The following is a 22,888-nucleotide window of genomic DNA, read 5'->3' on the forward strand; positions in this document are numbered from 1 at the left end:
CCTAATAGCGAATCACATTCCTGCAATCAGGGATATTAATGCACAAAAAGGTGGTGAGTAATGGCCACTTTTAGCAAAGAACAAATTAGCTTTATTGAATGGTTGTCCAAAGGCAATCACGTTGAAGTGTGCATTGAGATTTGCCCTGATCTTGGCAAGATGACTGGTTATGAGTCATTTTCAGGCAGCTTTCAAAAACGCACCTTATTCAAGCTCAAGCAGCAAGGCTTTCTGGCTGAAAGCACTCACAACAACATGGGTATGAAGTGGCAAGCATGTAGCCTCAATATCAGGGGTCAACAATGGTTAATGAAGCATGGAGAAACAAACCATGCTTTATGAAGCTAATTACAACAAGCAGTGGGTAGAGAAAAGACTTTATGGCCTACCTGACATTCACAAAAAAGCTGTAATGCAGCGCTATAAGAAAAAACCAACTAAACAGCAGGCTAACTTATATATCTTGGCTATCACTAAGGCAATTGCTGAAATATTAGGGAGCACTAGTCACATTTACATTGTGAATATTGAAGGTCGAGAGTATGAAATCAAAGCCAAATATCATGCTAGACAGTGTATTAATATTTGCAGAAGATTAGATTCACAAAGCCTGTTTACAACTTATAAAAATATCGAGCATTACTTAAAGGCTTACCAAATTAAGCCTCCAGTATTAAGTGAAACGGTTCTAGCTAACTTACAACAAGATACTCTTTCAGAAAGTGAATTGAGCAAAGTAGTTGGCGTTCTCAACAGAGCTATTGATGAATCTTGGTGGAAGCCTAAGTTAAGAAAACTCCATAACAGGCAAATCGAAACGATTTCTCGCCTACTTAATCAGGTGAATGAACATAAGGGAATATATGCCAGTAACGTAACAGTTAGCAACTTCAAAACTCAGTGGCAAAGCAATCGTGAGTTACTTGAAAATACCATTGCCACCAATGAGCATGACTACTCAATGAGTTTGGCTGAATTGTCAGATTTAAACGTATCAAACCCAAAAATCAGAAAAGCTGAATTAATGGTTCGTATCCGTGGTTTTGAAGATTACGCTAAAGATATGGGCTATTCAGCTTTGTTTTTAACCATGACTACCCCGTCTAAATACCATAGAAGCTATTCAAAATCTGGTGCTGAAAACCCGAAATGGAACGGTGCAACTCCGCTTGATGGACAGGATTATCTTAATCGCACCTTCCAGCGTATTAGAGCATCGTTAAACCGTGACAATATCACCCCGTTTGGTTTCAGAATTGCAGAACCCCATCATGACGGTACACCCCATTGGCATATACTTTATTTTGTACCAACAGAACATCAAGACAGACTGGTAGAAACCTTCGAGCATTATTGTTTTGAAGAAGATGGTGATGAAAATGGCGCTAAAAAACACCGTTTCGAAGTTGAGTACATCGACCCAGAAAAAGGTTCTGCAACAGGTTACATAGTTAAGTATGTTTCTAAAAGTATTGACGGTGAAGGCATTGAACATGACTCATATGGGAAAGAGGCAACCGATTCTGCTGTGCGAATTAAAGTTTGGGCTTCATGCTGGGGCATACGCCAATTTCAGCAAATTGGTGGGGTAGGTGTAACACAGTGGCGGGAATTAAGACGTTTATCAGCCATTACAGATGAAAGCTTAGATTGGGTTGAAACGGTTCGACAAGCAGCAGATGAATCTAACTGGAGCAAATATACCGAACTTATGGGTGGCGTATTTTGTAAACGTGAAGACCAACTTATCAGGCCGTTATATCAACTTAAAAAGCAATCGACTCAGCCTGTAACTAAAACAGTGGCGAACAATGAGTCTAATATAATAGTTAACAATGATTCCTGCAAACCCTACATAAACACTAGGGATACAGCGCATCAATGCACTATGAGTTCATGCAGCCATATTGCAAGAACCCCTATACACCATGCAGGGTTCACTAAAAATTACCTTTCAAGAATTGCAGAACCATTTACAGAAATGTCTGCAATCAATCTCGAAACGGTTTCAGCAATACCTGCAATATGTGCTGAAAGCAATCCAGCAATGATTACTGAAATTCCGAGACCATATCCCGCATATTCCTGCAATCACACAGTAAACAGTCACCAAGGCAACATATACAAAACTAATCGCTACGGCGATGAATTTGTTATTCAGCTAAAAGGTATTGTGGCTTTAGGAGTTGAAATCATTACCCGAGTCCATGAATGGACATTAACTCAATCAAGCCCTGCTTGTGCTCTTGATTTAACTTGGAGTTCTGTCAATAAGTGTACTGTTCAGTAATTCGTTTCTTCTGATGGCTTAAAGAAGTTGTTTAGACTAAATAATAAAACAAAACTTATGATCGCTATGTCTCAATAGTTTCAATAGTTTCAACAGTGCGTGACAAACAATAAAAATGTAAATATCCTAATCTGATACTGTAGGTTATAACCAAGAAGTCAAACACATACCCACTGATACTATTTGTTTCTCATATAGGAATGCCAAATGTCTGAATACTGTTTTTTTACTCCAGAATCTCAAGCTCTAGCCGAGTCAGCTAACCTAAAAGTGAGGCTTGAGGAGTATGCTGAGGCTAATAAAAAACAAATCTATGTGTTGTGTCGCCCTTTATCAAAAGAAGACCTGACATATGAGTATGAAGATGCCTTTGTAATCTTTTCCTCAGGAAGAAAGCCTTGCTTCGTGGATACAGGTCGAGACCCAGACGGCTTTGATGAATTTATTGATGACTTTATTGATGACATTGGCTTTTTATCTGAAAAATTTAAATACCGTCAAAAAATAGGACGAAAAAAGAAGTGGAAAGAGCTGATAGAACACACTTCAGGCGATAACTTAAACTTAGATATATTACAGCTTGAAAACCCTTCAGATAAGAGAGTTGCTGACCTACTAACTTCATTAGTAATTGGCAGTATTAATGATGTCAACAGAGTTAACCTAGATGCTGACAACATACTGGATAGTATCAAGTCAAAAATTGTTTTATTCGACACTGATCAAACTGGCTTTGTCTTTAAAATGGAGGCTAGCAAAAAGTTTGTAATCCAAGGGTTAGCTGGCTCAGGTAAAACAGAGCTACTTCTGCATAAGCTAAAAGAAGTTTACTCTAACGAAGATGAAGCTAGAATTGCCTTTACATGCTTTAATAAAATCCTTGCTTCAAGTATGAAAAATAGGATCCCTTCATTTTTTGACTTTATGAAAGTTGAAAGGCAAATTGACTGGGGAAATAAACTATTTTGTTTTCATTCATGGGGAAGTGGACGAATCCCTGACTCAGGGATGTATCGCTATATCTGCCATAAATATGAAATTCCTTTTGGTACATTTGCTGCTGGTTCATTCGATTTACTCTGTAAAAAGGCCATAGAAGAGATAAAAAGCATTGCCAAAGGGGGAGAACACAAATACATTTTTGACTATGTATTTATTGATGAAAGTCAGGACTTTGGAGTACACTTTGTCGAACTATGTGAACTAGTTACACAGAAAAAAGTCTTCGTAGCTGGTGATGTTTTTCAAAATATATTTAGAACTATTGACGAGTCAGTTAGTCACTCAGATCTTGTACTGAAAAAGTGTTATAGAACAGATCCTAAAAACCTTATGTTTTCCCATGCACTCGGGATGGGGCTTTATGAAAATCCAGTTTTAAGGTGGCTTCAAGATAATGAATGGGGCGCATGCGGTTATAAATATCAAATATTAAACAATAGAGCGATAGTTAGCAGAGATCCTCTCCGCAGATTTGAGGACTTACCAAACGAATTTCAATCGACTTCTCTCCACTTAGTTGAGGATAATCAAAATATTTCAGACTCGATTTTCAGAGTAGTAGAGCAGATAAAGGAACGACATGAGACGGTTGAACCGGGTGATATTGCAGTTTTATTTATCGATAAAGCCAAATATATTTACGACGTCATACCAACACTAGCAAATACGGTAAAAAGTCGATTAGGCTGGAGTGTAAATATTTCTCATGAAAGTAAAACTATTGACACTTCAAAGTTTTTTATATCAAATATTAATAATGCAAAAGGATTAGAGTTTCCTTTTGTGATTTGTTTTGCGCGTGATTTACGTTCACAACCTGCTTTCCGTAACGGGCTATATACAATGATGGCTCGCTCATTTTTAGAAAGTCATTTGGTTCTAGGAAGTCAAACAGATCGAACTTTACTCAATTCATTGAACTCAGGCCTTGAATGCTTAAACACAAACGGTCATATGGATTTGCGAATCCCCACTAAACAAGAAATTGAAAATCAAAAAGCTACGATTGTGTGGGACGAGGAACCATCACTAGAAGAAAGAGTCGTGGCTTATTGTGAAGAGTACGGAGCCAGCCCAAGACTAAAAGCTAAGCTAATACAGCGAATGTCGGAAGTCATGGGGGATGTAGAATACGAGGAAGACTACTTCAATGTTCTAATTCAAGCCGAATATAAGCGTTTTGAAAAACTATGAGTTCATACTTTTACTTGGGAATACCAGATCACTTTATGAAAAGGCTATGTGCAGTTAGAGAGCCTTACGATAATTTGTGGAACACCCTTATTCTAATTGAAGCTATCAACTCTTGCCCTGACTTGAGAACTGAACATTATGAGGGTGGTTTCGACGTAGCTATTTTCACGAAAGATTTGGATCGTTTTCTGATCAAGAAGTCTGATGGGTATTTTTCAATGTCAAACCCATTTCAAGTAGTCTTAGGGGATAATGAAATATCATTTAACTGCGATTTACTAGAAGAACCTGTCAGTGGTAGGTTCATATCAATCATGAGAAACGCAATAGAAACAGTTAGGGGGGGGATATTTTCGCATGACGATATCGTCCTCTCACTACATGAGAACTTTAATATGGATTGGTCTGAAGCCGCAGCATATTCAGATACTTTCGCATCAATTATTGCCGGCGACCATGGCTACTTCAGGTTTGACGATGATGAGAACAATGAAGATGGGCATATCCACCCCCGATATCATTTTGATATTTTTTTCAGAAACTCCAGCTCGATAAAAATTGGATATGACAGGGTTGCAGGTGTTGAATGTTTTTTATCACTAACCGATAAAAACCATCCAAAAAAATATCTACAAAACATATAGGTAAAAACGTTCTCAAATTTAAACCCTATTTAACAGCTCTCTCTTTTCACCCTCTGAGAGCTGTTCTATTTCCCTCACCAACCTATCAACCTTCGACTCATGCTGGTAAGTCCCCATCAATTGAGCAGTGGTGATACCTAACTCAGCCCTAACCTGCTCAATATCCAAATGGGCGTAGGTACTGGCTGTAATGCTAATGTCGCTATGGCCTAACAACTTACTCGTTGTTTGGATATTACCGCCACGCATGACGCTCCAGCTTGCAATGGTGCGCCTTAAATCGTGTATGGTGACACTCTCGCCCTTTGTATCACTTCTTAGCCCTGCTCTTTCGGTTATGCGCCACCAAAAACTACCTTTGCCAGACTTTTCTGTGATGTGACCTAGTTTGGTTCGTGGTGCTGGGAAAACGTATTTTTCGCCTTTGTCAGCCTCGTTGCTGCGTCGTTTAAGAATTTCCATCACTTCAGTTGTTAAAGGCACTGCATGGGGCTTTTTTACTTTCATTTTACTGGTTGGAATTATCCAAATTCCACGTTGGTGGTCTATCTCTTTCCACTCCATGGTAAATACACAACTTTTACGCTGGCCTGTTAGCAATAACACCATAATCACGTCTTTGTAGATTGGTAGTTCATGGTTAAGCGCATCTAACAGGTTTTTTACTTCTAACTGATTTAGGATTCGCTCTCTTTTGGTATCGGCTAGTTTTTTAATTTTGGCAAACGGATTTTTTTCTTGCTCATTAAACATCGATTTCAATAGTGACAAACATTTATTATGAATAGCCACAGAATTTTTACTGATTAATTTTTTTAGCAGGTTGCTAGCATCAACAGGGGTTATATCTTGTATAAGAATTGATGAAATTTTAGGTGCTAGATGCTTGCGCCACAATGCTTCAATATCCCTAAGTGACTTCTCTCGTCGTTCACCTGTTTTTATCTTAAGTTCAAACTCTGCAACATAGGCCTCAAACAGTTGCGCTACGCTCATTGCCAAAGCTCGCTCTACTTCTGCTTGATGTATTTGTTTCTTTTTTTCTTCATTAGGATTAAGCCCTTGAGACATATTTGCCGCATGTTTTAGGGCTAATTTACGTGCGTTTTCAATAGTAATGGTGGGGAAATCGCCAAGGGAGATAGTGACGGCTCTACCTAAGTGCTTACGACGAAAGCGAAAAATGGTTTTGCCTGATTGCAGAACATCAATATATAGCCCTTTTACTGAGCTTTTATGGCCTATATCGTAAATTTTATAGCGTTTTGTAGGCTTTTCTAGTTTTTCTAAAGTACGTTTTGTAAAAGGTATTTCTTGTTCCATAATGACTTAGCCTCAATCCTTAACACGATTCTGTGTCACCCCTGTGTCACCACGAGGGTTAATTTTGACTAATTTACAGTAATTTTGGTTAATGTCAAAAATGACAAACCAAACGTAAAATATTGATAAATAGCACTTAGTTAAAAACAGTTAACTTTGGTTAAACTCGCCAAAGCTCGCTTGTGGGGAGACCATAACAGCTTATTAAGATGCCAATAACTCCCCCCTCTAAATCTTATGTGAACTTTACTTATAAAGACTTAACCCAAACTCTTGTGTTTATAGAGTCGTAATTCTGAATTAAATCCGTCTACCGTTTCAAACCCAAATGGATGAACATTCGTTGATACCAACTGATAATCAGGTAAAAAGGTATCGTAATCATCACCTTTAATTTGCTCTTTAACCCCTGCATGGCTGCCATCTGTTGCCAATTGTTTTCCTTCACGTAGATTTCGTAAAAGCACGTATTTACAGTTGAGTCTGGCAACATGTTCAAGATAGTTCTTAACGATATCAGGCTCCATTTCTTGAAAAGAAATAAAGTTAACGAACAAGTCTAAATCGCCGCTCACCTGAGGCAATTGCCATGGACACAAAACGGCCCCTTTATAACGTTCAGAAAGGTTAGGTAAAGATGGTTCTTGCATCGATTTAACCGTTTGATAATCAGCAATATTATCTTTTCCAAAATGCGTTTGGAGGTAGTAAGTCGAAAATAAGCAGGTCGGTGCAATATCAACATTCATATAGAATGTGTTGTTACGGCTATCGCTTAATAAAATCTCGCCGAGGGATCCAAAACCACCACCGATTTCAAGCACTGTATTAATTGGGACATCTTTAATTTGCTGTTTAAGGAAATTAAGACCCAATAAATAATTCAAACTAGAGCGACTAAACTTACGGTTTTCGAACTCAAAATGTTCAATTGGTGTACCTACCGAGCTTTCACTGAACTTATCAGTAAACGGCTGTTTGTTACTCTCACTTGCTTTATACACTCTAAAATCACTTCTTGCATGGCTTTCACCCGACAAGAAATCCTGCATAGATAGAATTGCTTTTTGATCTCCAGCTAACTGAGTTTCGCAAACTCCAACTAGGTCTTGATACTTTTCAGGACGCGTCGCCCAGCCATGAAATTTATAGGTTGGTACAAAAAACGATAATGCACTCTTTAGACTTCGGAAATTTTCAATACCATGAGTTTCAATATCTTGTTGCAAGCCATTAGCGCCAAATTGCCAAAAGCTGGTTGGCAAATATTTGGAATCAACTTGCTTCATATCTTTACTGATTATTTCAATTTGTTCAGTCCACATGGAACATCACCCTTTCATTTTTTATTATTAACGTCCTGTTAAAGTTAACAAAAACAATAAATCAGGAAATATGTAAAATTCATTTTAGCGAATAGCCCACACGCAACGACTCCATTGCGTTATGACCAGTTTCACTATTGTTGCAGAAAATCTTTTTTATCAAGATCCTCAGCCAATACAGGCTCACCAACATTGACGCTGCGAGTCAATGTTGCCCCAATTAAAGACTTCATATGCTTTGGATGTAAACCACTGCCATTACGCAAAACTTTAATATCCTCTTCACCTATCAGCTCACCGGCAGAGCGATCTCGGCAATAAAAAATTGAGCGGCGGCGAAGTTTATCTTGTTCAGACACACTGTAATTTACTTTACCTAAACATGATTCGACATTTCTGATCTGATTTACCATGTCACGAAACTCATCAGGCTCCATTGAAAAAGCAGAATCTGGGCCGCCATCATGTCTGTCTAATGTGAAGTGTTTTTCAATGATTCTGGCTCCCAGGCTCACAGCTGTCATCGGCACTAATGAGCCCATAGTGTGATCGGATAACCCAATCGGCACGTTAAACTTTTTCTGCATATCGGTGATCATATGAAGATTGGCATCGTTTAAGCTTGCAGGATATTGAGAGGTACATTTAAGTAAAGCAACATTAGTATTGCCTGCTTCGAAACAAGTCTTAAGCGCTAAATCAATGTCCTTATCATCCGCTACGCCTGTGGAAATAATCAGAGGTTTGCCTGTACGTGCGGCTTTATCAATGAGTGGAATGTGGTTAATTTCGAAAGAAGCAATTTTATAGTAAGGAACATTAAGTGTTTCAAGGAAATCCACACCCTCAAGATCAAACGGACTTGAGAAAAACGCCATACCCAATTCATGGGTAAGGGCTTGTAAAGGCTGATGCCACTCGTAGGGCAATGCGGCTTCTTGGTAAAGACTCCACAAGGTACGTCCTTTCCACAAACCCGCTTTCCGTTTGCCAAAATAGTCATTATCGACATCTAGACATAACGATTCTGGACGGTATGTTTGAACTTTAACAATATCCGCTCCAGAATCAGCCATCGCCCTTACCGTGTCGCAAGCTCGTTGTAAGCTACCATTGTGATTGGCTGACAATTCGGCAATCACTATGGCTTTTTTAGGTAACCAATCAGTCATTTAATTTACTAAAATAAGCGATTAAAGCGGCTGGGGAAGTTAACTCGTCAATCAGCTCATCAGGAACTTGATGACCTGTAAGCTGCTCAAGTTCAACAAATAAATTAAACATATCTAGGCTATCAAACCCTGCTTCTTCAAAGGTTTTATCAAGCACTAGACCTTCGGTATCAACTGCTGCACCTGACTCTTCTAAGGCTTTTTTTATTACGTCTAAATTGACCATTTTGGCCTCCTAATTATCTATACATTAATGCACTGGCCCACGAGAAGCCTACACCAAATCCACTTAGTACAATGTTATTCCATTCACTATTCATTGCATGCTTTTCTATCAAAAGAGGAATAGAAGATGAAACCGTATTACCCGTGTCCTTCAAGTCTTTAATAAAGCGCGTTTTGTCCGTAAAACGCCGTGCAATGGTATCCACAATCGCAGCACTACCTTGGTGAATTAAAAAAGCATCCACTTCAGCCTCTGTTAATTCGCAAGCGGCCAACAACTCTTTGATATGCTTAGGGACATTCATAGAAGCAAAGTTGAATACTTGTCGCCCATTCATCGACAAAATGCCTTCTTGAACTTGTAGGCTTTCTGCTCCCTCTCCGTCCGTGCCGAACAGGACAGGGCCCAGTTTGAATACAGGATTTTGCGAAATCCAACTCACAGTAGCAGCATCGCCAAATAACATGGAAGTGACTCTGTCAGAAGTATCAATAACCTTCGAATAAGGATCTGCTGTTATCAACAAAGCTTGTTTCATTCCAGCAGCTTGCAACAACCCTTTAATAATATAAAGGCCATACACATAGCCTGAACAGCCAAGCGATACGTCAAAAGCGGCAATCGTTTTTGGTAGCCCCGCTTTTTGTTGCACTATTGCTGCAGTATGAGGCAGTTTTTCACCATCACCATTTTGCGTCACGACAATCAGAGCATCGATTTTTTCTTTATCAAAACTCGGCTGTTGCTTAACGAGCTGTTCAATGGCTGCGACACATAAATCAGAACATTCTTGATCTTCGGCCTTACGAGGCAACTTAACGGGGCCTAATTTAGACTCAACAAAGTCAGCAGTTTCGCCAAAGTGACTACCTTGCTCTACATTATCAATTGAGGTGGTAGGGATATAACTTGCAATAGCTTGAATACCGATTTCCATTATTGTCCCTCCACGATAAATCTAATTTGACCTAGCTTTACTCCGTCTAGCCACACTTCAGACACCGAAAATTTGCCATGTAGCATGGATTGAAGCTTTATTTCTGCACTTTGATATTCTGTTGGTAAATTTTGTGTCAGGTTTAACTGGCCGAACAACCATTTCCCTTTGCTAAGAGGAGCAATTTGGTTATGCATTTTTTTGGTCAACGCAACAAGCACTTCAATACAGGTGTAATCGTCAACCGGTTTGTGCATCTTTATTGTTGCTGGTGATATTGTTAGTTCCGCATTAGCAACTAACTCATCTTCATCAAATTCATAACGGCCTTCAACAAGAGTATTTCCCTCAACCCACCATAATGGAACTGTGTCACCATCACTCAGGCTAAATTTACCTGTTGCCACTACCGTGCCTGCTTCAGGTCTTTGGGTTGTTAACTCACATTGAAACCGTGCAAGCTTTCTAAAACTCAGTTGGCTCAACCTTGTGTTTTCAGGCATGTGTTGAGCAGCATAATCAAGCGTAAACCGATAAAAATCAGTCCCGTGTAAGTAGTTTCGGTTACCTTTAAATTCAAACATATAACCACCTCTTATCTAGCTGACTCGACGGGCTGGATTCCCAAGCCATGTAGTGCCTTCGCCAGCATCTTTTAACAGCGCAGAGCCCGCTCCAATAACAGAAAAAGCTCCAAGGTTTAAACCATCACGTACTACGGCATTGGCAGCAACATGTACCCCTTCTTGCACGCTGGCATATCCACACAAACACACATTAGGACCAATATCGACATAATCAGAGATTTGTACATCATGCCCCACATTCGCTCCAGCTCGAACAAGCACATTGCTGCCGATTTTAACCTGAGGTTGAATAGATACATTCGAGCAAATCACACTACCAGCGCCAATTTGCGAATCAAAACCTATCATTGCACTCGGGTGAATTAAGGTCGCCATCCGCTTAGACGGAATGCCCAGCGACTTTAATAAATCAGCCCTTTCTCGCATTTTTCCAACACTTAACAAAGCAAATACAAAGAGTACATCTTGGTCTAAGTCGCGCCACTGTGAAGGTTTCCCTAGCACTGTCCAATGAAACAGTAATTCATCAGTACTGTGATGATCATTAAGAAATCCGGCTAGCTCAATATCATCACCAGCGCGCTGCATATCCAGTATAATTTGCGCTAATACTGCACCATTTCCGGCGCCACCAATGATAACGATTCGCTTTTTACCCATACAATTTTATTCCTAATTTTAATCACTTAGTTGAGTATCTGTGTCATCCAAGTATTTTTCTTATCCCACCCTAACATGACCTTTTTTGCACTCGCAGACATCGCTGACAACATTTCAGGTTGTGCGAATAATAAAGCCATCTTTGACTCAAGTTCGTGCGTTAAATTTTCACTCACTTTTCCGAGGTGAATAATGGCATTTAAGCTGGCTAGTTGTTCATTAGGTACGGTCTGATTATCTGCAATCGTCCAACAAAGCGCTGGCAATGCTGCGGCGCAACGTTCCCAAGAAATTCCGCCACCAGCACCAATGGCTAAATCAGCATCTGCCATCAGTTTTGATATTCGTGTCGATTGAACTTCAAGATTCAAATAGCCTGAATATTGCTGACATAATGCACTAAGTCGCTCAATGTGAGGGTATGACGATCCAACCACAACATCGACTTTTTCTAACTTGTTTCGAAATGACGGCTTGGTTAACACATCACAAACTTGTCCCGTGATGTCATCTTTATCAACGCCACCAAAACACACAAACACTTTGTTAAGTTCAGTTCTTCGTTTTGGATTAATCTCGGTAAATTCCTCACGAAGGGGAATGTGCCAAGGGCCAAAAAGTACCTGACCTTCTCCTGGTGTAGCAGAACGTTTATTTAGTGTTGGATCAATAAGAAGCTGACATTCATGCGGCCTATCTCTGAGTCCATCAATGACCAAAGCACGAGCGTGGGTTTCTGATGTTAACTTTTGCTCCCAGATTGCACCTAAAGAGAAATGGTCAACGATGACCCAATCAGGCTTTATACCAGCTCGTGTTAACTCACGTATCGTCTGCTCAGCATCTTTTTCTTCTGTGCATCCCAACCAATGACTATGAGGATATTCACCATGCTCCTGGGTATATTCTTCAGGCTCTGGCAGCATGACAAGCGGAAACGCTCTCAAAACGTCAGATTGATGACCAATATGATTACGACAACAAAATGTCACTTCTGCACCCAGTTTTTTGAGTAACTTTGCAATAGTCAAACAACGCATGATATGACCGCTACCGATATGGCGGCCACTATCTGCACGGATTAAGACTTTTTTCACATTCTTCCCGCTAGAAATATACGTTCAGCAAACACCCAATCTTCTTCAGTATCAATATCTTGCACTTGATACCTCGGCACAATAAAAGGCGTAGCATGGTTGGAGTACATTATATCTCCTCGTAAAAAAGCTTCAGCTTTACCCCAATAAAACTGTCCTGCATCGTGATAGGCCTCGACGAGATCTTGAGAGCGAGTTTGTAATTGATGCGGGGTAAACATTTCAACATGGCCAGCGTCATTCATAAATAATGCACGCTGGATAGGTGAGGCAAAACTTGTCACGGTAAAGCAAAAGTCTGTCCCCACTTCAATAAGTTGAGCAAAACTTTGCTTTATCGCTTTGGCTGTTACAAACGGTGCTGTTGCATACAAGCAGCAAGCATGCTCAACATCACCTAAGTTATCGTTGACCCAATTAATGGTGTGATTTACCACAACACGCGTTGTCGCCACATCATTTGATAATTCAGCAGGTCTAACAAAGGGAACTTCAGCGCCGTAATCTTTGGCAATTTTTACGATTTCCTGACAATCAGTAGACACAATAACATGATCGAATAATTCAGATTCAATCGCCGCTTCAATCGATCTTGCAATGATTGGCTTACCACAAAAAGAGCGGATATTTTTCTTTGGAATACGTTTACTGCCACCACGAGCAGGAATAATTGCAATTCTCACTTGATTAACTCCTTTAGAGTGTCACAAATGAATGCTAATTCCTCGGAGGTTAAATCAGGAAACAAAGGTAAAGTGAGGCAAGATTGATAGTAAGCTTCGGCTTGCGGAAAATCACCTTTCTTAAAGCCAAGCTCTTGATAGTAAGGCTGCAGGTGAACAGGAAAATAATGAACATGCACACAAATACCCATTTCTCGCATATGGTTAAAAACCAACTTACGATGTAACTTGTTAGGTAATTGTACAATTAATAAATGATAAGAACTGATGCTATTAGACAGTGGAGTTACAATTCTAATATCACTATTTGCCAACAGACTTTGATACCTTCTTACAAGCTTATGTCTACTTTCTATAAACTCATTTATTCGGTTTAACTGGCTATTACCAAGAGAAGCATGCAGATCCGTCATACGATAATTTAAACCTAAAAGCTGTTGTTCATAATACCAATCTCCTTCATTAGGCCTAGATAACAACTCTGTATCTTTAGTAATCCCATGGCTGCGAAACAGTCCCATCTTGTTAGCAAGCTCTACATCATTCGTAGTTGCAACTCCCCCCTCAGCAGAAGTAATAATTTTTACAGGATGAAAACTAAATATAGTTATATCACTATATCGGCAACTGCCAATTTTATTCTCTTTATATTGTCCACCAATTCCATGCGCAGCATCTTCGATGATTTTTACACCATACTTTTTAGCTAATACAGCTATAGTTTCCATGTCACAACTATGACCAGCCATATGAACAGGTATAATGACCTTGGGTAAAGTCCCATTTTCTTTTGCTATTTTTAATTTTGAAGCTAGTGCTTTGGGGCACATATTCGCTGTATTAAAATCAATATCAACAAAGTCAATCTGTGCTCCACAATGTAAAGCACAGTTTGCTGATGCTACAAATGTTATAGGACTAGTCCAAACACGATCCCCTTTAGTTACTCCTAAAGCTAAACAAGCTACATGCAACATAGCACTAGCACTACTTGAAGCCACAGCAAATTTTGCGTTAGTCAACGAAGCAATGTTTCTTTCAAATAAAGGTACCTGTGGTCCTTGAGTTAAATAATCCGAACGTAAAACATTTACGACTGAGTCAATATCATCTTGATTAATATTTTGGTGACCATAAGGAATCATCACTATTAAGCCTCATCTAAAATCATTATCAGTTCAATCACGAGGAGTTGACGCAATTCCTCTTAAAGCCAAATATCAATAACCACATACCTAAGAACTAATGCGAAAGCCTTTAGAAAAATGGAAACAGAAGGAATTTAAAAGGAAAATATTTCCCATTACATTCTTACAAGGTGCTTTATAGCAAAATTAATACTACTTACAGCGTTAGGTATAAATAGTTAAAAGCAAAAATCACACCACAATAAGCTTACTTAACGCACTCTGGGAAAATTTCTAGCTGCGTATTTCTAAGCCTGTATTTTTTGAGTAATTTACCAACAATAATATGCATTATTTTTAATTACTTAACTAAACCTACCGCTAGCTTGAGTCTATCACTCTATAAGCTCAACTAACTATCGACTTAGGCATTTTTTATCACCCGAGTCTAAAAAGGTGGTATTTGAAGCTCACATTTTCGCATGTCGCCGCCTTTGTCAAAATGTTGACTAACGAAATTGAATACTCTGCACACAGCAACTGACTAATATTTCTAGCATAGAAAATTTCATTCATTCAATCTCTAACAATAATATAGTTGAGCAGCATCACCGAAAGCTTGGCATTTGGCCTTATTTCAGCCATAAAAAACGACATAGGGAAACCATATGCCGTTTTATTCACTCAATGAGCTCAATTGATATTATTTACTTTGGTTTTCTAAATACCAAAGTGAATCTGTCCGTATTGCCAGTCACGGTTTTACGCCCAACCTCGTAACGTAATTCATCATCAGGGCGGTAAAACATATTCGATGACTTCTCTAACTCAAATCCTGCGGCTTGCACTTCTAAAATCACATCGACAGGATCTTCACGGCGACGCATTTCATCAGTTTCAGGCATCATGTGACGTCGAGTATGATCAACAATCACATAAATCCCCCCCGGTTTTAACGCATCAAATGTGGCTTTATTCAGTTTAGTTTTATCTTCTACATTGAAGTTATGGTACTCGCGAATACTGAGCATCATATCGGCATCTGTCATACCAAAATCAATATTACCTAATGTGTAACTTCTTGCTTTTGGGTTCCAGTCCAATGCTATAGGTAGCTTTTGCGCTTTACTCATCGCATCTTTTGCTAACAGATCATTCAAACCTTCTAGCCATTCTGCTTTATAGGCTAAGTGCAATTCACCTTGATCTTTTAACAGCGGGGCCAGTATTTTGCTATACCAACCATCACCAGGAGCGAATTCAATAACCTTCATCTCTTTTGTTAAGCCAAAAAATTCCAACGCATAATAAGGGGCACGATTATCATCCCTTTGCTTATCGGCATCTGTACGATGCTCCATTTTCATCACTTCAATGACATCTTGTTGAAATGGCGTAAGAGCAGCAAAAGATGAAAAACTACACAACAAAGAGGTTCCAGCTATCACTGCAGCAATCCAAGTCTTACTCTTATCAATCCTTAACATGTCAATCTTCCTTTTCCGCTCAATGTAATGAGTTGCTAGTCAAACTCGCTTAGGTTCAACAATTATCTTAGTTATTGTATGCCGTAATTTTATGCTGTAATTGTATGTCATAGTGACTATACGTCACTGACGTTATATGCGCACACACTAATATGTTGCCAATTATGTCTATATTTAACCGACTTACGAGAGACACTAGCCACTATTGCACATCGTAGAATACGAAGAATAACCTTATAACAACCACTCTTAGCAACCGGTTTGGTTTGCAAAAAAACTCGGTTCGGTAGCGCCAGGAAATGCTAAGTAAAAAAAGTAGCAAGTATCAGTGAAGGTATAGCCTTTTGGAAATAACAACACCAAGATCCCTGCAATTTCAAAGGTGCCCCAATCAGCAGTGATCTCAGCATTAAGGTTATTTACTTGCTCAAAACTTCCCTCTATCGCATTTTCAATATTGTCAGCAGTAGGCGAAATAAAACCAAAGCTTGTGGTGATAGTTTCTCCGTTAAGTTCAATAGAGGACGAAGAAAGCTTTTCTTTACCTTCAATTGCCAGCTTAGAGTAAACAATTGAATTAGCCGACTTTATGGCGGCCTCTAAGCTATCGAGACTTGCAATGGATGCATCGGTTTTCAGGTTTAAAAACTTGGGGGCTGCGATGATTGCAAGCACGGCTAAAATAATGATAACCACAACCATTTCAATCAATGTAAATCCCGCATTATTTGACTCAATCAGGTTAAATTTTTTCATAGTTCACCTAAGCGGTTATAAAAAGCAAGGTCAGATTTGTTCAATAAAAAATCATTCTAATATCAGTTATAACCCTACCTAACGCCTTATTCAAGCTAAGAAAACCAATGACCTATACCCATAACCACATAATAAAAAACCAACACTATGCTGGTGTTGGTTTTTTAGTAAGGCGAAATTTATTTTAGTAGTGAGCTAGGCTGTGAGTAATCGCCACCACATCCCGGGTAAACTGGTAAAGCCGGTGGTGTAATATTGCAATTCACCGTTTTTAAATACCATGACAGTAGGCGTCACTTGCACAGACCACTTACGAGATAAGAAACCTTGTCGATCATTTATCGTACTTAATGTATATCCTTTGTCAGACAAAAAGTGCTTCATTTTTTTATCACTGCCTGAGCTCATTGCGACCGAGACCACTGAATAGTGTTCACTAAGTATATCTACTGCTGGAGTCACAAATTGACATACAGGACACCATGTTCCCCAAAAGTAGACTAACACGGCATCGTCATAGCTCATGGCCAACACATCAACAAGGTCACCATTTAAGTCGACTGCAGTCATCGTTGGTAATGACTCTGTTGGTAAATCTTTTCCTCGCCAAAGATCAACCACTGTCGATACCAAAATAAACAAAATCAACATGATTGATAATTGTTTTAAACCACTGAGTAGTTTCTTACCCCATGTTTTCTGGTTGGGCTCTTTCATCGTTATCTGGTGTTCCAATGTCTTATCGTGTCTAAGAAGGCTCGATTATCGCAATACAGGTTTTACTACTGATTTCAGTTCTGATATTCAGACTCAGGTTTTTACTCAGTATTGCGACTGCTCGTTGACTAGACCGCCAGACTCAACATTTGTATTCACATTGGTTGATAAAAACTTATCGAGCTGATGCTTGCTCAATTGCAGCAAGCACTTGTTCTGTCGTTAAAATGACCGGGAGCTTTATCCCATCTGGTGCATTAGGGCCGTAAACCACGTTAAACGGCACCCCGAATCGGCCATGACTTTGTAAGTAATCAGTAATCGGTTGCGATGCTGTTGTCCAATCACCTTCCACTAACGCCATATGGTCTTGTTTTAGCATTGAATAAACAGGGTCTTGTAAAATCACCCCAACCTTGTTGGCTTTACAGGTAATACACCAATCAGCGGTTACATCCACAAATACCGTTTTGCCTTGAGCCACGCTACTTGCAATATCTGTTTGCTCAAGAGGCGTCCAAGTGAGATCCGTTGGCAGCGGATTTGACCAGTCATCAGACGTTGCAAATGCGCCAATAGCAGCAAACATCACCACCATGCTAAAACTTGCAATAACAGCTGGAACGCCATATTGCTTGGCCATAAGCCCAAAGAAACCTAGCACTAACACAGCCGCAATGACCCATAGAGCTATGACATTGATAAAGCTTGATAATAGGCTGATTAGCCATAAACTTGTCATCAACAATAGCACCGAGAAGAACACTTTAACGATATTCATCCAGCGCCCTGGTTTAGGGAAATAACCGGCTATTTGCGGAAACATAGCCACTAATAGCCAGGGTAGTGCCATTCCTATTGCTAATGCAGTAAAGATGACCACTAAGCTAAGTACATCTGCCCCTAAGGCAAAAGCCACTGCGGTCCCTAAAAACGGGGCACTACAGGGGGTGGCGAGTAAAGTGGCAAACATGCCTTGTAAAAAATGACCTCGATGATCATTGCCACCCGTGGTAGCAAGTTTAGTCTGCAAACTCGATGGAAGATTTATTTCGAATGCACCAAGCATATTCAGCGAAAATACAGAAGTGACAATCACCATAAACCCAATAAACCAAGGGTTTTGAAATTGCACGCCCCATCCCACAGCTTGTCCCGTAACCTTCAGCATAATCACAAAGGCAGCCAACAGCCAAAACGACACAATAATGCCAAATGCAGAAGCGATAAATTGGGTTCTTATTTGATTTTTCTGCAAGTTAGGCGCAGCAATAACAGAACTTAACTTCATCCCTAATACAGGCAATACACAAGGCATCACATTAAGAATCAACCCGCCTAGTAATGCAAAAAATAGCATTGTCAGTAATGAATTATCTGACATATCAATTGAGGCTAACCGAACATTCGCTGCGTATTCATACGCTCGCTGATTATCACTTACCGTAATATTCAGTTGCTTCGTATCCAATTGGGCGTCTTCGTTCCAAGTCGATACCTCAAAAAAAGCCGTCCATACTTTCGAACCATCATCACGTGTTTGTCGACTTACGCTAATAGGATTGAAATTGGTTTCTTTATCGCCATCAACAATGACCTGTGGCTGACGCCAACTGTCATCTAATAACGTCACTTGGAGTAGGTTTTGCGCTTTGTCCCACCCAACATTAACTTGATCATTAGCCGTATCAATATCCACTAATTGTGGCACTGCCGAAATGGCTTTATTGAACTCAAACATCGCTTCAGTGTCTGCTTGAAGTTGATTCGCGGTTAAATCCAATTCGAGCTGATAATCCGTCAGAACACAGACAGTCGTGCAAGATGATAAGGTAAATTTGCCCATCAGTGACGTTGGCGCATTAATATCTTCGACCTTCAGCGCAATAGGGAATACCACCTCACCTTGATAACCCTGGGTTTTATAACCCATGATGGTGTATTGCTGAGGCGTCGGCCATTGCCAATTCACGTCTCCAAGATTCGATGACTCACTCCAATCTATTTTCGGGGCAATGCCGCCCTCACCCGGCGTACGCCAGTACATCTTCCAATCATCATCTAATTGCACATCTAAAATGGCAGGAACCGTATTGGTTTTTTCATCAAGCTCTCCGGTCAGCATAAAGCGAACTTTTACTGGCGGATGATTATCATTGACTAGCCAACCTGTCGTAGCAGCATTGGCCAATGGAGTGATGCTTGCCAGCATCAACATCAAAGTAGAAAAAATGATCGTTTTGACAATATTCAACAAACTTTCCTTATATTGCCCTCATTCTGCTCGAGCAATAAATACGGTTGTAAAATGACAATAAAAAAATGCGTTACCAAGGACATAGGCAATGGCAGCTTAATAGACCGAAATAATGACAAAATAGTTCATCTAATGTCACTAAATTAGTGGATAAAGTGTAAATCTGTGAAGCGGTACTTTATTTATTGATTTTCATGACAACCCACCCATTTTACCTACTCTCATCTAGCGCTTTATGTCTGACATAAGCTGAAACAGGTTAAATATAGACATACGTTTGAATGATTGCTTTAATCGAATCAGGTGTTTTTGTTGTATTTCGATATTGTGGCCCTAAAGGCACAACTGCTCTGAAGTTGAGACACCAAGGAAAGGCAAGACTCACTCATTTATCAATAAAATGAGACAACAATAATAAGGATAATTTTCCATGAAAGTAATGCATTTGAATAAACTCATGCTAGCTATTGGCGTTGCATCTTCAGTTTTTATCGCTGGTTGCGGCAATGACACCGACTACTCTCGCTCCCCTGAAGTTACCCCTGAACCTGAAGTCACACAGCCACTGCAAGCTTTTGCACCAGACGGGATGCTTAAAGCACAAATTCGTCGAACTGCTTATGGCGTTCCACATATTCAAGCCGACAACCTTGAAAGCTTGGCGTTTGGCAGCGGGTACGCCCAAGCACAAGATAACTTATGTATACTTGCCGATGGATTTATCAAAGCCAATTCTGAACGCTCAATGTATTTTGGGCCTCACGCCTCAATTGACTTTGCCACAGGGCTTCCAACAGCTGAAGATAACGGCAATTTAATTTCAGATTTTGCTTATAAAGCACTTAAAATTCGCGAGTTAGCCGAAAACCAATACTCACAATTTAGTTATAACTCACGTGCATTAATGGAAGGCTTCAGCGCAGGATACAACCAGTATCTTGCTGACGTCGATGCTGGGGAACAGCAAGCTTCCCCTTTTTGCGCAGGTCAACCTTGGGTTAAGCCCATTGAAGGGGTCGATGTTGCAAACTATTTATTCTCTATCGCCTTATTACCGGGCGCAGCTAACTTTTTAGATTTGATCTTTTATGCTAATCCTGGTGATGCTGAAGAGTACCTGCCACGTATTGTTGGCCCAGCGCCATCAGCAATGCAAACCGCCTTTATTCAAGATGTGAAAACCAAATTAATCGCTCGTGCCAATACCATTACTACACCAGATACCAACCCTCGTGATTTAGGCTCAAACGGCTGGGGACTCGGTAAAGATAAAACTGAAAATGGCAAAGGAATGGTGCTAGGTAATCCGCATTTCCCTCATACGGGCAACTTGCGTTTTTGGCAATCGCATATCACGATTCCAGGCCAGCTTGATGTCATGGGCGGATCACTCGTTGGCATGCCAGGGTTAATCAATATTGGCTTTAACAAAGACCTAGCTTGGACACATACCTTCTCAACTGCCGAGCATTTTGTGATGTATAACCTTGAGCTAGTCAGTGGCGATCGCATGCAATACCTTTATGAAGGTAAACCCATGCCAATCAACAAAGAAACCGTGCAAGTCCTCGTTAATGGCGGACCTGCAGGTATGCTCATTGCGGAAAAAGACATCTATACCACGGCTAAAGGACCAATTGTAGAAGCCCCTGTTGGACTTGCTCCTTTTGGTTGGGATGATGGCCAAGCCTTTATGATTCAAGATGCTAATATGGCAACTAAAGATCCTATCGATCATTGGTTTGCAATGAATCGCGCTACCAATAAAGATGAGTTTCAACAAGCCTTTAAGAACTATGACGGGGTTATTTTTAATAACACCATGTACGCCGATAAAGAAGGTAATGCCTTTTACATTGATGACTCAACAGTGCCGGGCTTAAGTGACTTTGCCGTATCTTTGCTAAAAACCAACCCGGATATTATTGCGGCTAGAGAACAAGCAGGCTTTACCATCTTACCTGGTAACACCTCTATTTTTGATTTCGACAGCCCAATGCCGTACAACCGAGCGCCAAAGCTTGAACGTACTGACTTTGTGCAAAACTCTAATAACTCATTCTGGTCAACTAACCTTGATGAGCCATTAGAAAATTATTCACCAATGTATGGCCCTGAGCGAGGCCAACTGTCACTTCGTACCCGCATGGCACTTACTTTAATGGAAGATGCAGCAGGTGATGATGGTAAGTTTAATATTGATGAGCTAGAGACCGCGCTGCTGTCTAACCGGATATATTTAAACGATCTTATTTTTACTGACCTAATCAGCCAGTGTGATGCACAAGCTGACACGCCAGTCATGGTGACTGATTCGATTTCTAAAGATATCAGTGGCGCTTGTATTGCGCTAAAGGCGTGGAACGGTAAACAAGATAACGACAGCGTTGGCGGCGCATTAATTCGTGAGTTTGCACATCAGTTTGATCAAAACAGCATGTTAGCTGTGCCATTTGACTACAACAATGCCGCAACTACGCCCCATACCTTAACCACAGATGGCAGTGCGCTCGTAGCACTTGCTCGTGCAACTCTTAATGTTGAAGCGGCAGGATTTGAAGTTGATGCGCCAATGGGGTCTGTTCAATTTGTTGAAAAATCATTGCCTGATGGCAGCGCTTCTGGCACCAAACTACCTTGGCCTGGAACCCACAATGCAGAAGGCGGATTTAATGTATTTTCTACCAGCTTGTCAGGCGATGATACTTTAATACCTCAGCATGAATATGCCGCAGTGATGGACGCGGTATCAGGGGCACCTTTGGCTTCAGGGTTAACTGCCGAAGGCTATCACATTCGCTATGGTTCAAGCTGGATGATGGCGGTGAGCTTTACTGATGATGGCCCTGTGGCTAAAGGAATCTTAACTTATTCTGAGTCGAATAATATTCTTAGTCCCTCTTTTGCCGATCAAAGTGTGCTTTATTCAACAGAAAAGCAATTGCGTCCGTTTCTATTTAATGAAGCTGATATTGCCGCATCCGTTGAGTCCACGACTGAACTAAGCTTTCAAAAAGGTGAATAGCTTACTGTTAACTCGTTAATAATCACTTAGCGGCATCTATAGATGCACCTTTAGCTGCATATAAGTTGTCATCAATACTAAGCCCGCATTTCGCGGGCTTTATATTGATACAAGTACAGCTAAAAAGCTCAAGACGTAATGGTAAAATCAAGTTAATCCAACAGCGGCCCGCTCAATTAAGCAACTCGCAATAAACACCAACAAAACCAACCTAAGCGCAACCCACAACAAACACTCAAGACCCAATTAAGACACAAACAGATCTGCGATTAACCCGGCATTTACATTGGTATATTTTATTTGTAGCCCCTCATTACACATGGCTAAAATCTCGCTCAATTCCCAGTAAAGGGAATACATAAATAATAAATGGGGTTCA

19 protein-coding genes are annotated in these 22,888 nt (G+C 40.2%); 5 read left to right on the plus strand and 14 right to left on the minus strand.

Annotated features, from left to right (window positions below):
- Positions 1–60: 60 nt before the first annotated feature.
- The 4 genes from SJ2017_RS15125 to SJ2017_RS15140 all read left to right on the plus strand — a co-directional run bounded on the left by SJ2017_RS15125 (position 61) and on the right by SJ2017_RS15140 (position 5,130).
- The gene (locus SJ2017_RS15125; RefSeq protein ID WP_080916264.1) at positions 61–342 is read left to right on the plus strand and encodes a hypothetical protein; all 282 of its coding nucleotides are present in this window, start codon (positions 61–63) and stop codon (positions 340–342) included.
- On the plus strand, positions 317–2,290 hold the full coding sequence (locus tag SJ2017_RS15130; RefSeq protein WP_244899703.1) for a replication endonuclease: 1,974 nt from the start codon (positions 317–319) through the stop codon (positions 2,288–2,290). The genes SJ2017_RS15125 and SJ2017_RS15130 overlap by 26 nt, the downstream gene beginning before the upstream one ends.
- A gap of 207 nt (positions 2,291–2,497) precedes the next feature.
- Entirely contained in the window at positions 2,498–4,486 is a 1,989-nt protein-coding gene (locus tag SJ2017_RS15135) for an STM2767 family DEAD/DEAH box helicase (protein WP_080916265.1), read from the plus strand.
- 35 nt (positions 4,487–4,521) lie between these two features.
- Positions 4,522–5,130, plus strand: a complete 609-nt coding sequence (locus tag SJ2017_RS15140) for an STM2766 family helicase-associated protein (protein ID WP_244899704.1) — start codon at positions 4,522–4,524, stop codon at positions 5,128–5,130.
- Positions 5,131–5,148: 18 nt separating this feature from the next.
- On the opposite strand, the gene SJ2017_RS15145 is transcribed toward SJ2017_RS15140, so the two are convergent.
- From SJ2017_RS15145 to SJ2017_RS15210, 14 genes are all read right to left on the minus strand, one after another.
- Positions 5,149–6,453 carry a tyrosine-type recombinase/integrase gene (locus SJ2017_RS15145; protein ID WP_080916267.1) on the minus strand — a complete coding sequence of 435 codons (1,305 nt, stop codon included), beginning with the start codon at positions 6,451–6,453 and terminating at the stop codon, positions 5,149–5,151.
- Between the two features lie 260 nt (positions 6,454–6,713).
- Positions 6,714–7,778, minus strand: coding sequence for a putative sugar O-methyltransferase (locus SJ2017_RS15150; protein WP_080916268.1), 1,065 nt, complete (start codon positions 7,776–7,778; stop codon positions 6,714–6,716).
- A gap of 134 nt (positions 7,779–7,912) precedes the next feature.
- The gene (gene pseI / locus SJ2017_RS15155; protein WP_080916269.1) at positions 7,913–8,950 is read right to left on the minus strand and encodes a pseudaminic acid synthase; all 1,038 of its coding nucleotides are present in this window, start codon (positions 8,948–8,950) and stop codon (positions 7,913–7,915) included.
- Positions 8,943–9,176: an acyl carrier protein gene (locus tag SJ2017_RS15160; protein WP_055025067.1), complete on the minus strand. Its 234-nt coding sequence runs from the start codon at positions 9,174–9,176 to the stop codon at positions 8,943–8,945. The genes pseI and SJ2017_RS15160 overlap by 8 nt, the downstream gene beginning before the upstream one ends.
- Before the next feature lie 13 nt (positions 9,177–9,189).
- The gene (locus SJ2017_RS15165; protein WP_080916270.1) at positions 9,190–10,113 is read right to left on the minus strand and encodes a ketoacyl-ACP synthase III; all 924 of its coding nucleotides are present in this window, start codon (positions 10,111–10,113) and stop codon (positions 9,190–9,192) included.
- The gene (locus SJ2017_RS15170) at positions 10,113–10,697 is read right to left on the minus strand and encodes a hypothetical protein (RefSeq protein ID WP_080916271.1); all 585 of its coding nucleotides are present in this window, start codon (positions 10,695–10,697) and stop codon (positions 10,113–10,115) included. Before SJ2017_RS15170 ends, SJ2017_RS15165 begins: the two co-directional genes overlap by 1 nt.
- A 15-nt stretch (positions 10,698–10,712) precedes the next feature.
- A complete protein-coding gene (locus tag SJ2017_RS15175; protein WP_080916272.1) occupies positions 10,713–11,360 on the minus strand; it encodes a NeuD/PglB/VioB family sugar acetyltransferase in 648 nt (215 codons plus the stop codon).
- 26 nt (positions 11,361–11,386) lie between these two features.
- Complete coding sequence (gene pseG, locus SJ2017_RS15180; RefSeq protein WP_167692929.1) at positions 11,387–12,457, minus strand: UDP-2,4-diacetamido-2,4,6-trideoxy-beta-L-altropyranose hydrolase; 1,071 nt, start codon at positions 12,455–12,457, stop codon at positions 11,387–11,389.
- On the minus strand, positions 12,454–13,140 hold the full coding sequence (gene pseF, locus SJ2017_RS15185) for a pseudaminic acid cytidylyltransferase (protein ID WP_080916274.1): 687 nt from the start codon (positions 13,138–13,140) through the stop codon (positions 12,454–12,456). The genes pseG and pseF overlap by 4 nt, the downstream gene beginning before the upstream one ends.
- Positions 13,137–14,285 carry a UDP-4-amino-4,6-dideoxy-N-acetyl-beta-L-altrosamine transaminase gene (pseC, locus tag SJ2017_RS15190; protein ID WP_080916275.1) on the minus strand — a complete coding sequence of 383 codons (1,149 nt, stop codon included), beginning with the start codon at positions 14,283–14,285 and terminating at the stop codon, positions 13,137–13,139. The genes pseF and pseC overlap by 4 nt, the downstream gene beginning before the upstream one ends.
- A 689-nt stretch (positions 14,286–14,974) precedes the next feature.
- Positions 14,975–15,754 carry a class I SAM-dependent methyltransferase gene (locus tag SJ2017_RS15195; protein ID WP_080916276.1) on the minus strand — a complete coding sequence of 260 codons (780 nt, stop codon included), beginning with the start codon at positions 15,752–15,754 and terminating at the stop codon, positions 14,975–14,977.
- Positions 15,755–16,003: 249 nt separating this feature from the next.
- Complete coding sequence (locus SJ2017_RS15200; RefSeq protein WP_055025076.1) at positions 16,004–16,510, minus strand: prepilin-type N-terminal cleavage/methylation domain-containing protein; 507 nt, start codon at positions 16,508–16,510, stop codon at positions 16,004–16,006.
- A gap of 195 nt (positions 16,511–16,705) precedes the next feature.
- Positions 16,706–17,227, minus strand: coding sequence for a protein disulfide oxidoreductase (locus SJ2017_RS15205; protein WP_080916277.1), 522 nt, complete (start codon positions 17,225–17,227; stop codon positions 16,706–16,708).
- A 175-nt stretch (positions 17,228–17,402) separates the two neighbouring features.
- Complete coding sequence (locus SJ2017_RS15210; protein WP_080916278.1) at positions 17,403–19,481, minus strand: protein-disulfide reductase DsbD family protein; 2,079 nt, start codon at positions 19,479–19,481, stop codon at positions 17,403–17,405.
- Between the two features lie 442 nt (positions 19,482–19,923).
- On the opposite strand from SJ2017_RS15210, the gene SJ2017_RS15215 reads away from it, so the two are divergent.
- On the plus strand, positions 19,924–22,509 hold the full coding sequence (locus SJ2017_RS15215) for an acylase (RefSeq protein ID WP_080917494.1): 2,586 nt from the start codon (positions 19,924–19,926) through the stop codon (positions 22,507–22,509).
- The last annotated feature ends 379 nt before the right edge of the window (positions 22,510–22,888 follow it).

Source organism: Shewanella japonica (assembly GCF_002075795.1).
GTDB classification, from domain to species: Bacteria; Pseudomonadota; Gammaproteobacteria; order Enterobacterales; family Shewanellaceae; genus Shewanella; species Shewanella japonica.

What these genes read in the sequence shown, in the direction of transcription:
- SJ2017_RS15175 (WP_080916272.1), bottom strand. Translation starts at nt 11,360, where the DNA reads ATGGGTAAAAAGCGAATCGTTATCATTGGTGGCGCCGGAAATGGTGCA.
- SJ2017_RS15160 (WP_055025067.1), bottom strand. Translation starts at nt 9,176, where the DNA reads ATGGTCAATTTAGACGTAATAAAAAAAGCCTTAGAAGAGTCAGGTGCA.
- SJ2017_RS15195 (WP_080916276.1), bottom strand. Translation starts at nt 15,754, where the DNA reads ATGTTAAGGATTGATAAGAGTAAGACTTGGATTGCTGCAGTGATAGCT.
- SJ2017_RS15150 (WP_080916268.1), bottom strand. Translation starts at nt 7,778, where the DNA reads ATGTGGACTGAACAAATTGAAATAATCAGTAAAGATATGAAGCAAGTT.
- SJ2017_RS15130 (WP_244899703.1), top strand. Translation starts at nt 317, where the DNA reads ATGGAGAAACAAACCATGCTTTATGAAGCTAATTACAACAAGCAGTGG.
- pseC (WP_080916275.1), bottom strand. Translation starts at nt 14,285, where the DNA reads ATGATTCCTTATGGTCACCAAAATATTAATCAAGATGATATTGACTCA.
- SJ2017_RS15145 (WP_080916267.1), bottom strand. Translation starts at nt 6,453, where the DNA reads ATGGAACAAGAAATACCTTTTACAAAACGTACTTTAGAAAAACTAGAA.
- SJ2017_RS15135 (WP_080916265.1), top strand. Translation starts at nt 2,498, where the DNA reads ATGTCTGAATACTGTTTTTTTACTCCAGAATCTCAAGCTCTAGCCGAG.
- SJ2017_RS15125 (WP_080916264.1), top strand. Translation starts at nt 61, where the DNA reads ATGGCCACTTTTAGCAAAGAACAAATTAGCTTTATTGAATGGTTGTCC.
- SJ2017_RS15170 (WP_080916271.1), bottom strand. Translation starts at nt 10,697, where the DNA reads ATGTTTGAATTTAAAGGTAACCGAAACTACTTACACGGGACTGATTTT.
- SJ2017_RS15165 (WP_080916270.1), bottom strand. Translation starts at nt 10,113, where the DNA reads ATGGAAATCGGTATTCAAGCTATTGCAAGTTATATCCCTACCACCTCA.
- SJ2017_RS15200 (WP_055025076.1), bottom strand. Translation starts at nt 16,510, where the DNA reads ATGAAAAAATTTAACCTGATTGAGTCAAATAATGCGGGATTTACATTG.
- pseI (WP_080916269.1), bottom strand. Translation starts at nt 8,950, where the DNA reads ATGACTGATTGGTTACCTAAAAAAGCCATAGTGATTGCCGAATTGTCA.
- SJ2017_RS15140 (WP_244899704.1), top strand. Translation starts at nt 4,522, where the DNA reads ATGAAAAGGCTATGTGCAGTTAGAGAGCCTTACGATAATTTGTGGAAC.
- SJ2017_RS15215 (WP_080917494.1), top strand. Translation starts at nt 19,924, where the DNA reads ATGCATTTGAATAAACTCATGCTAGCTATTGGCGTTGCATCTTCAGTT.
- SJ2017_RS15205 (WP_080916277.1), bottom strand. Translation starts at nt 17,227, where the DNA reads ATGAAAGAGCCCAACCAGAAAACATGGGGTAAGAAACTACTCAGTGGT.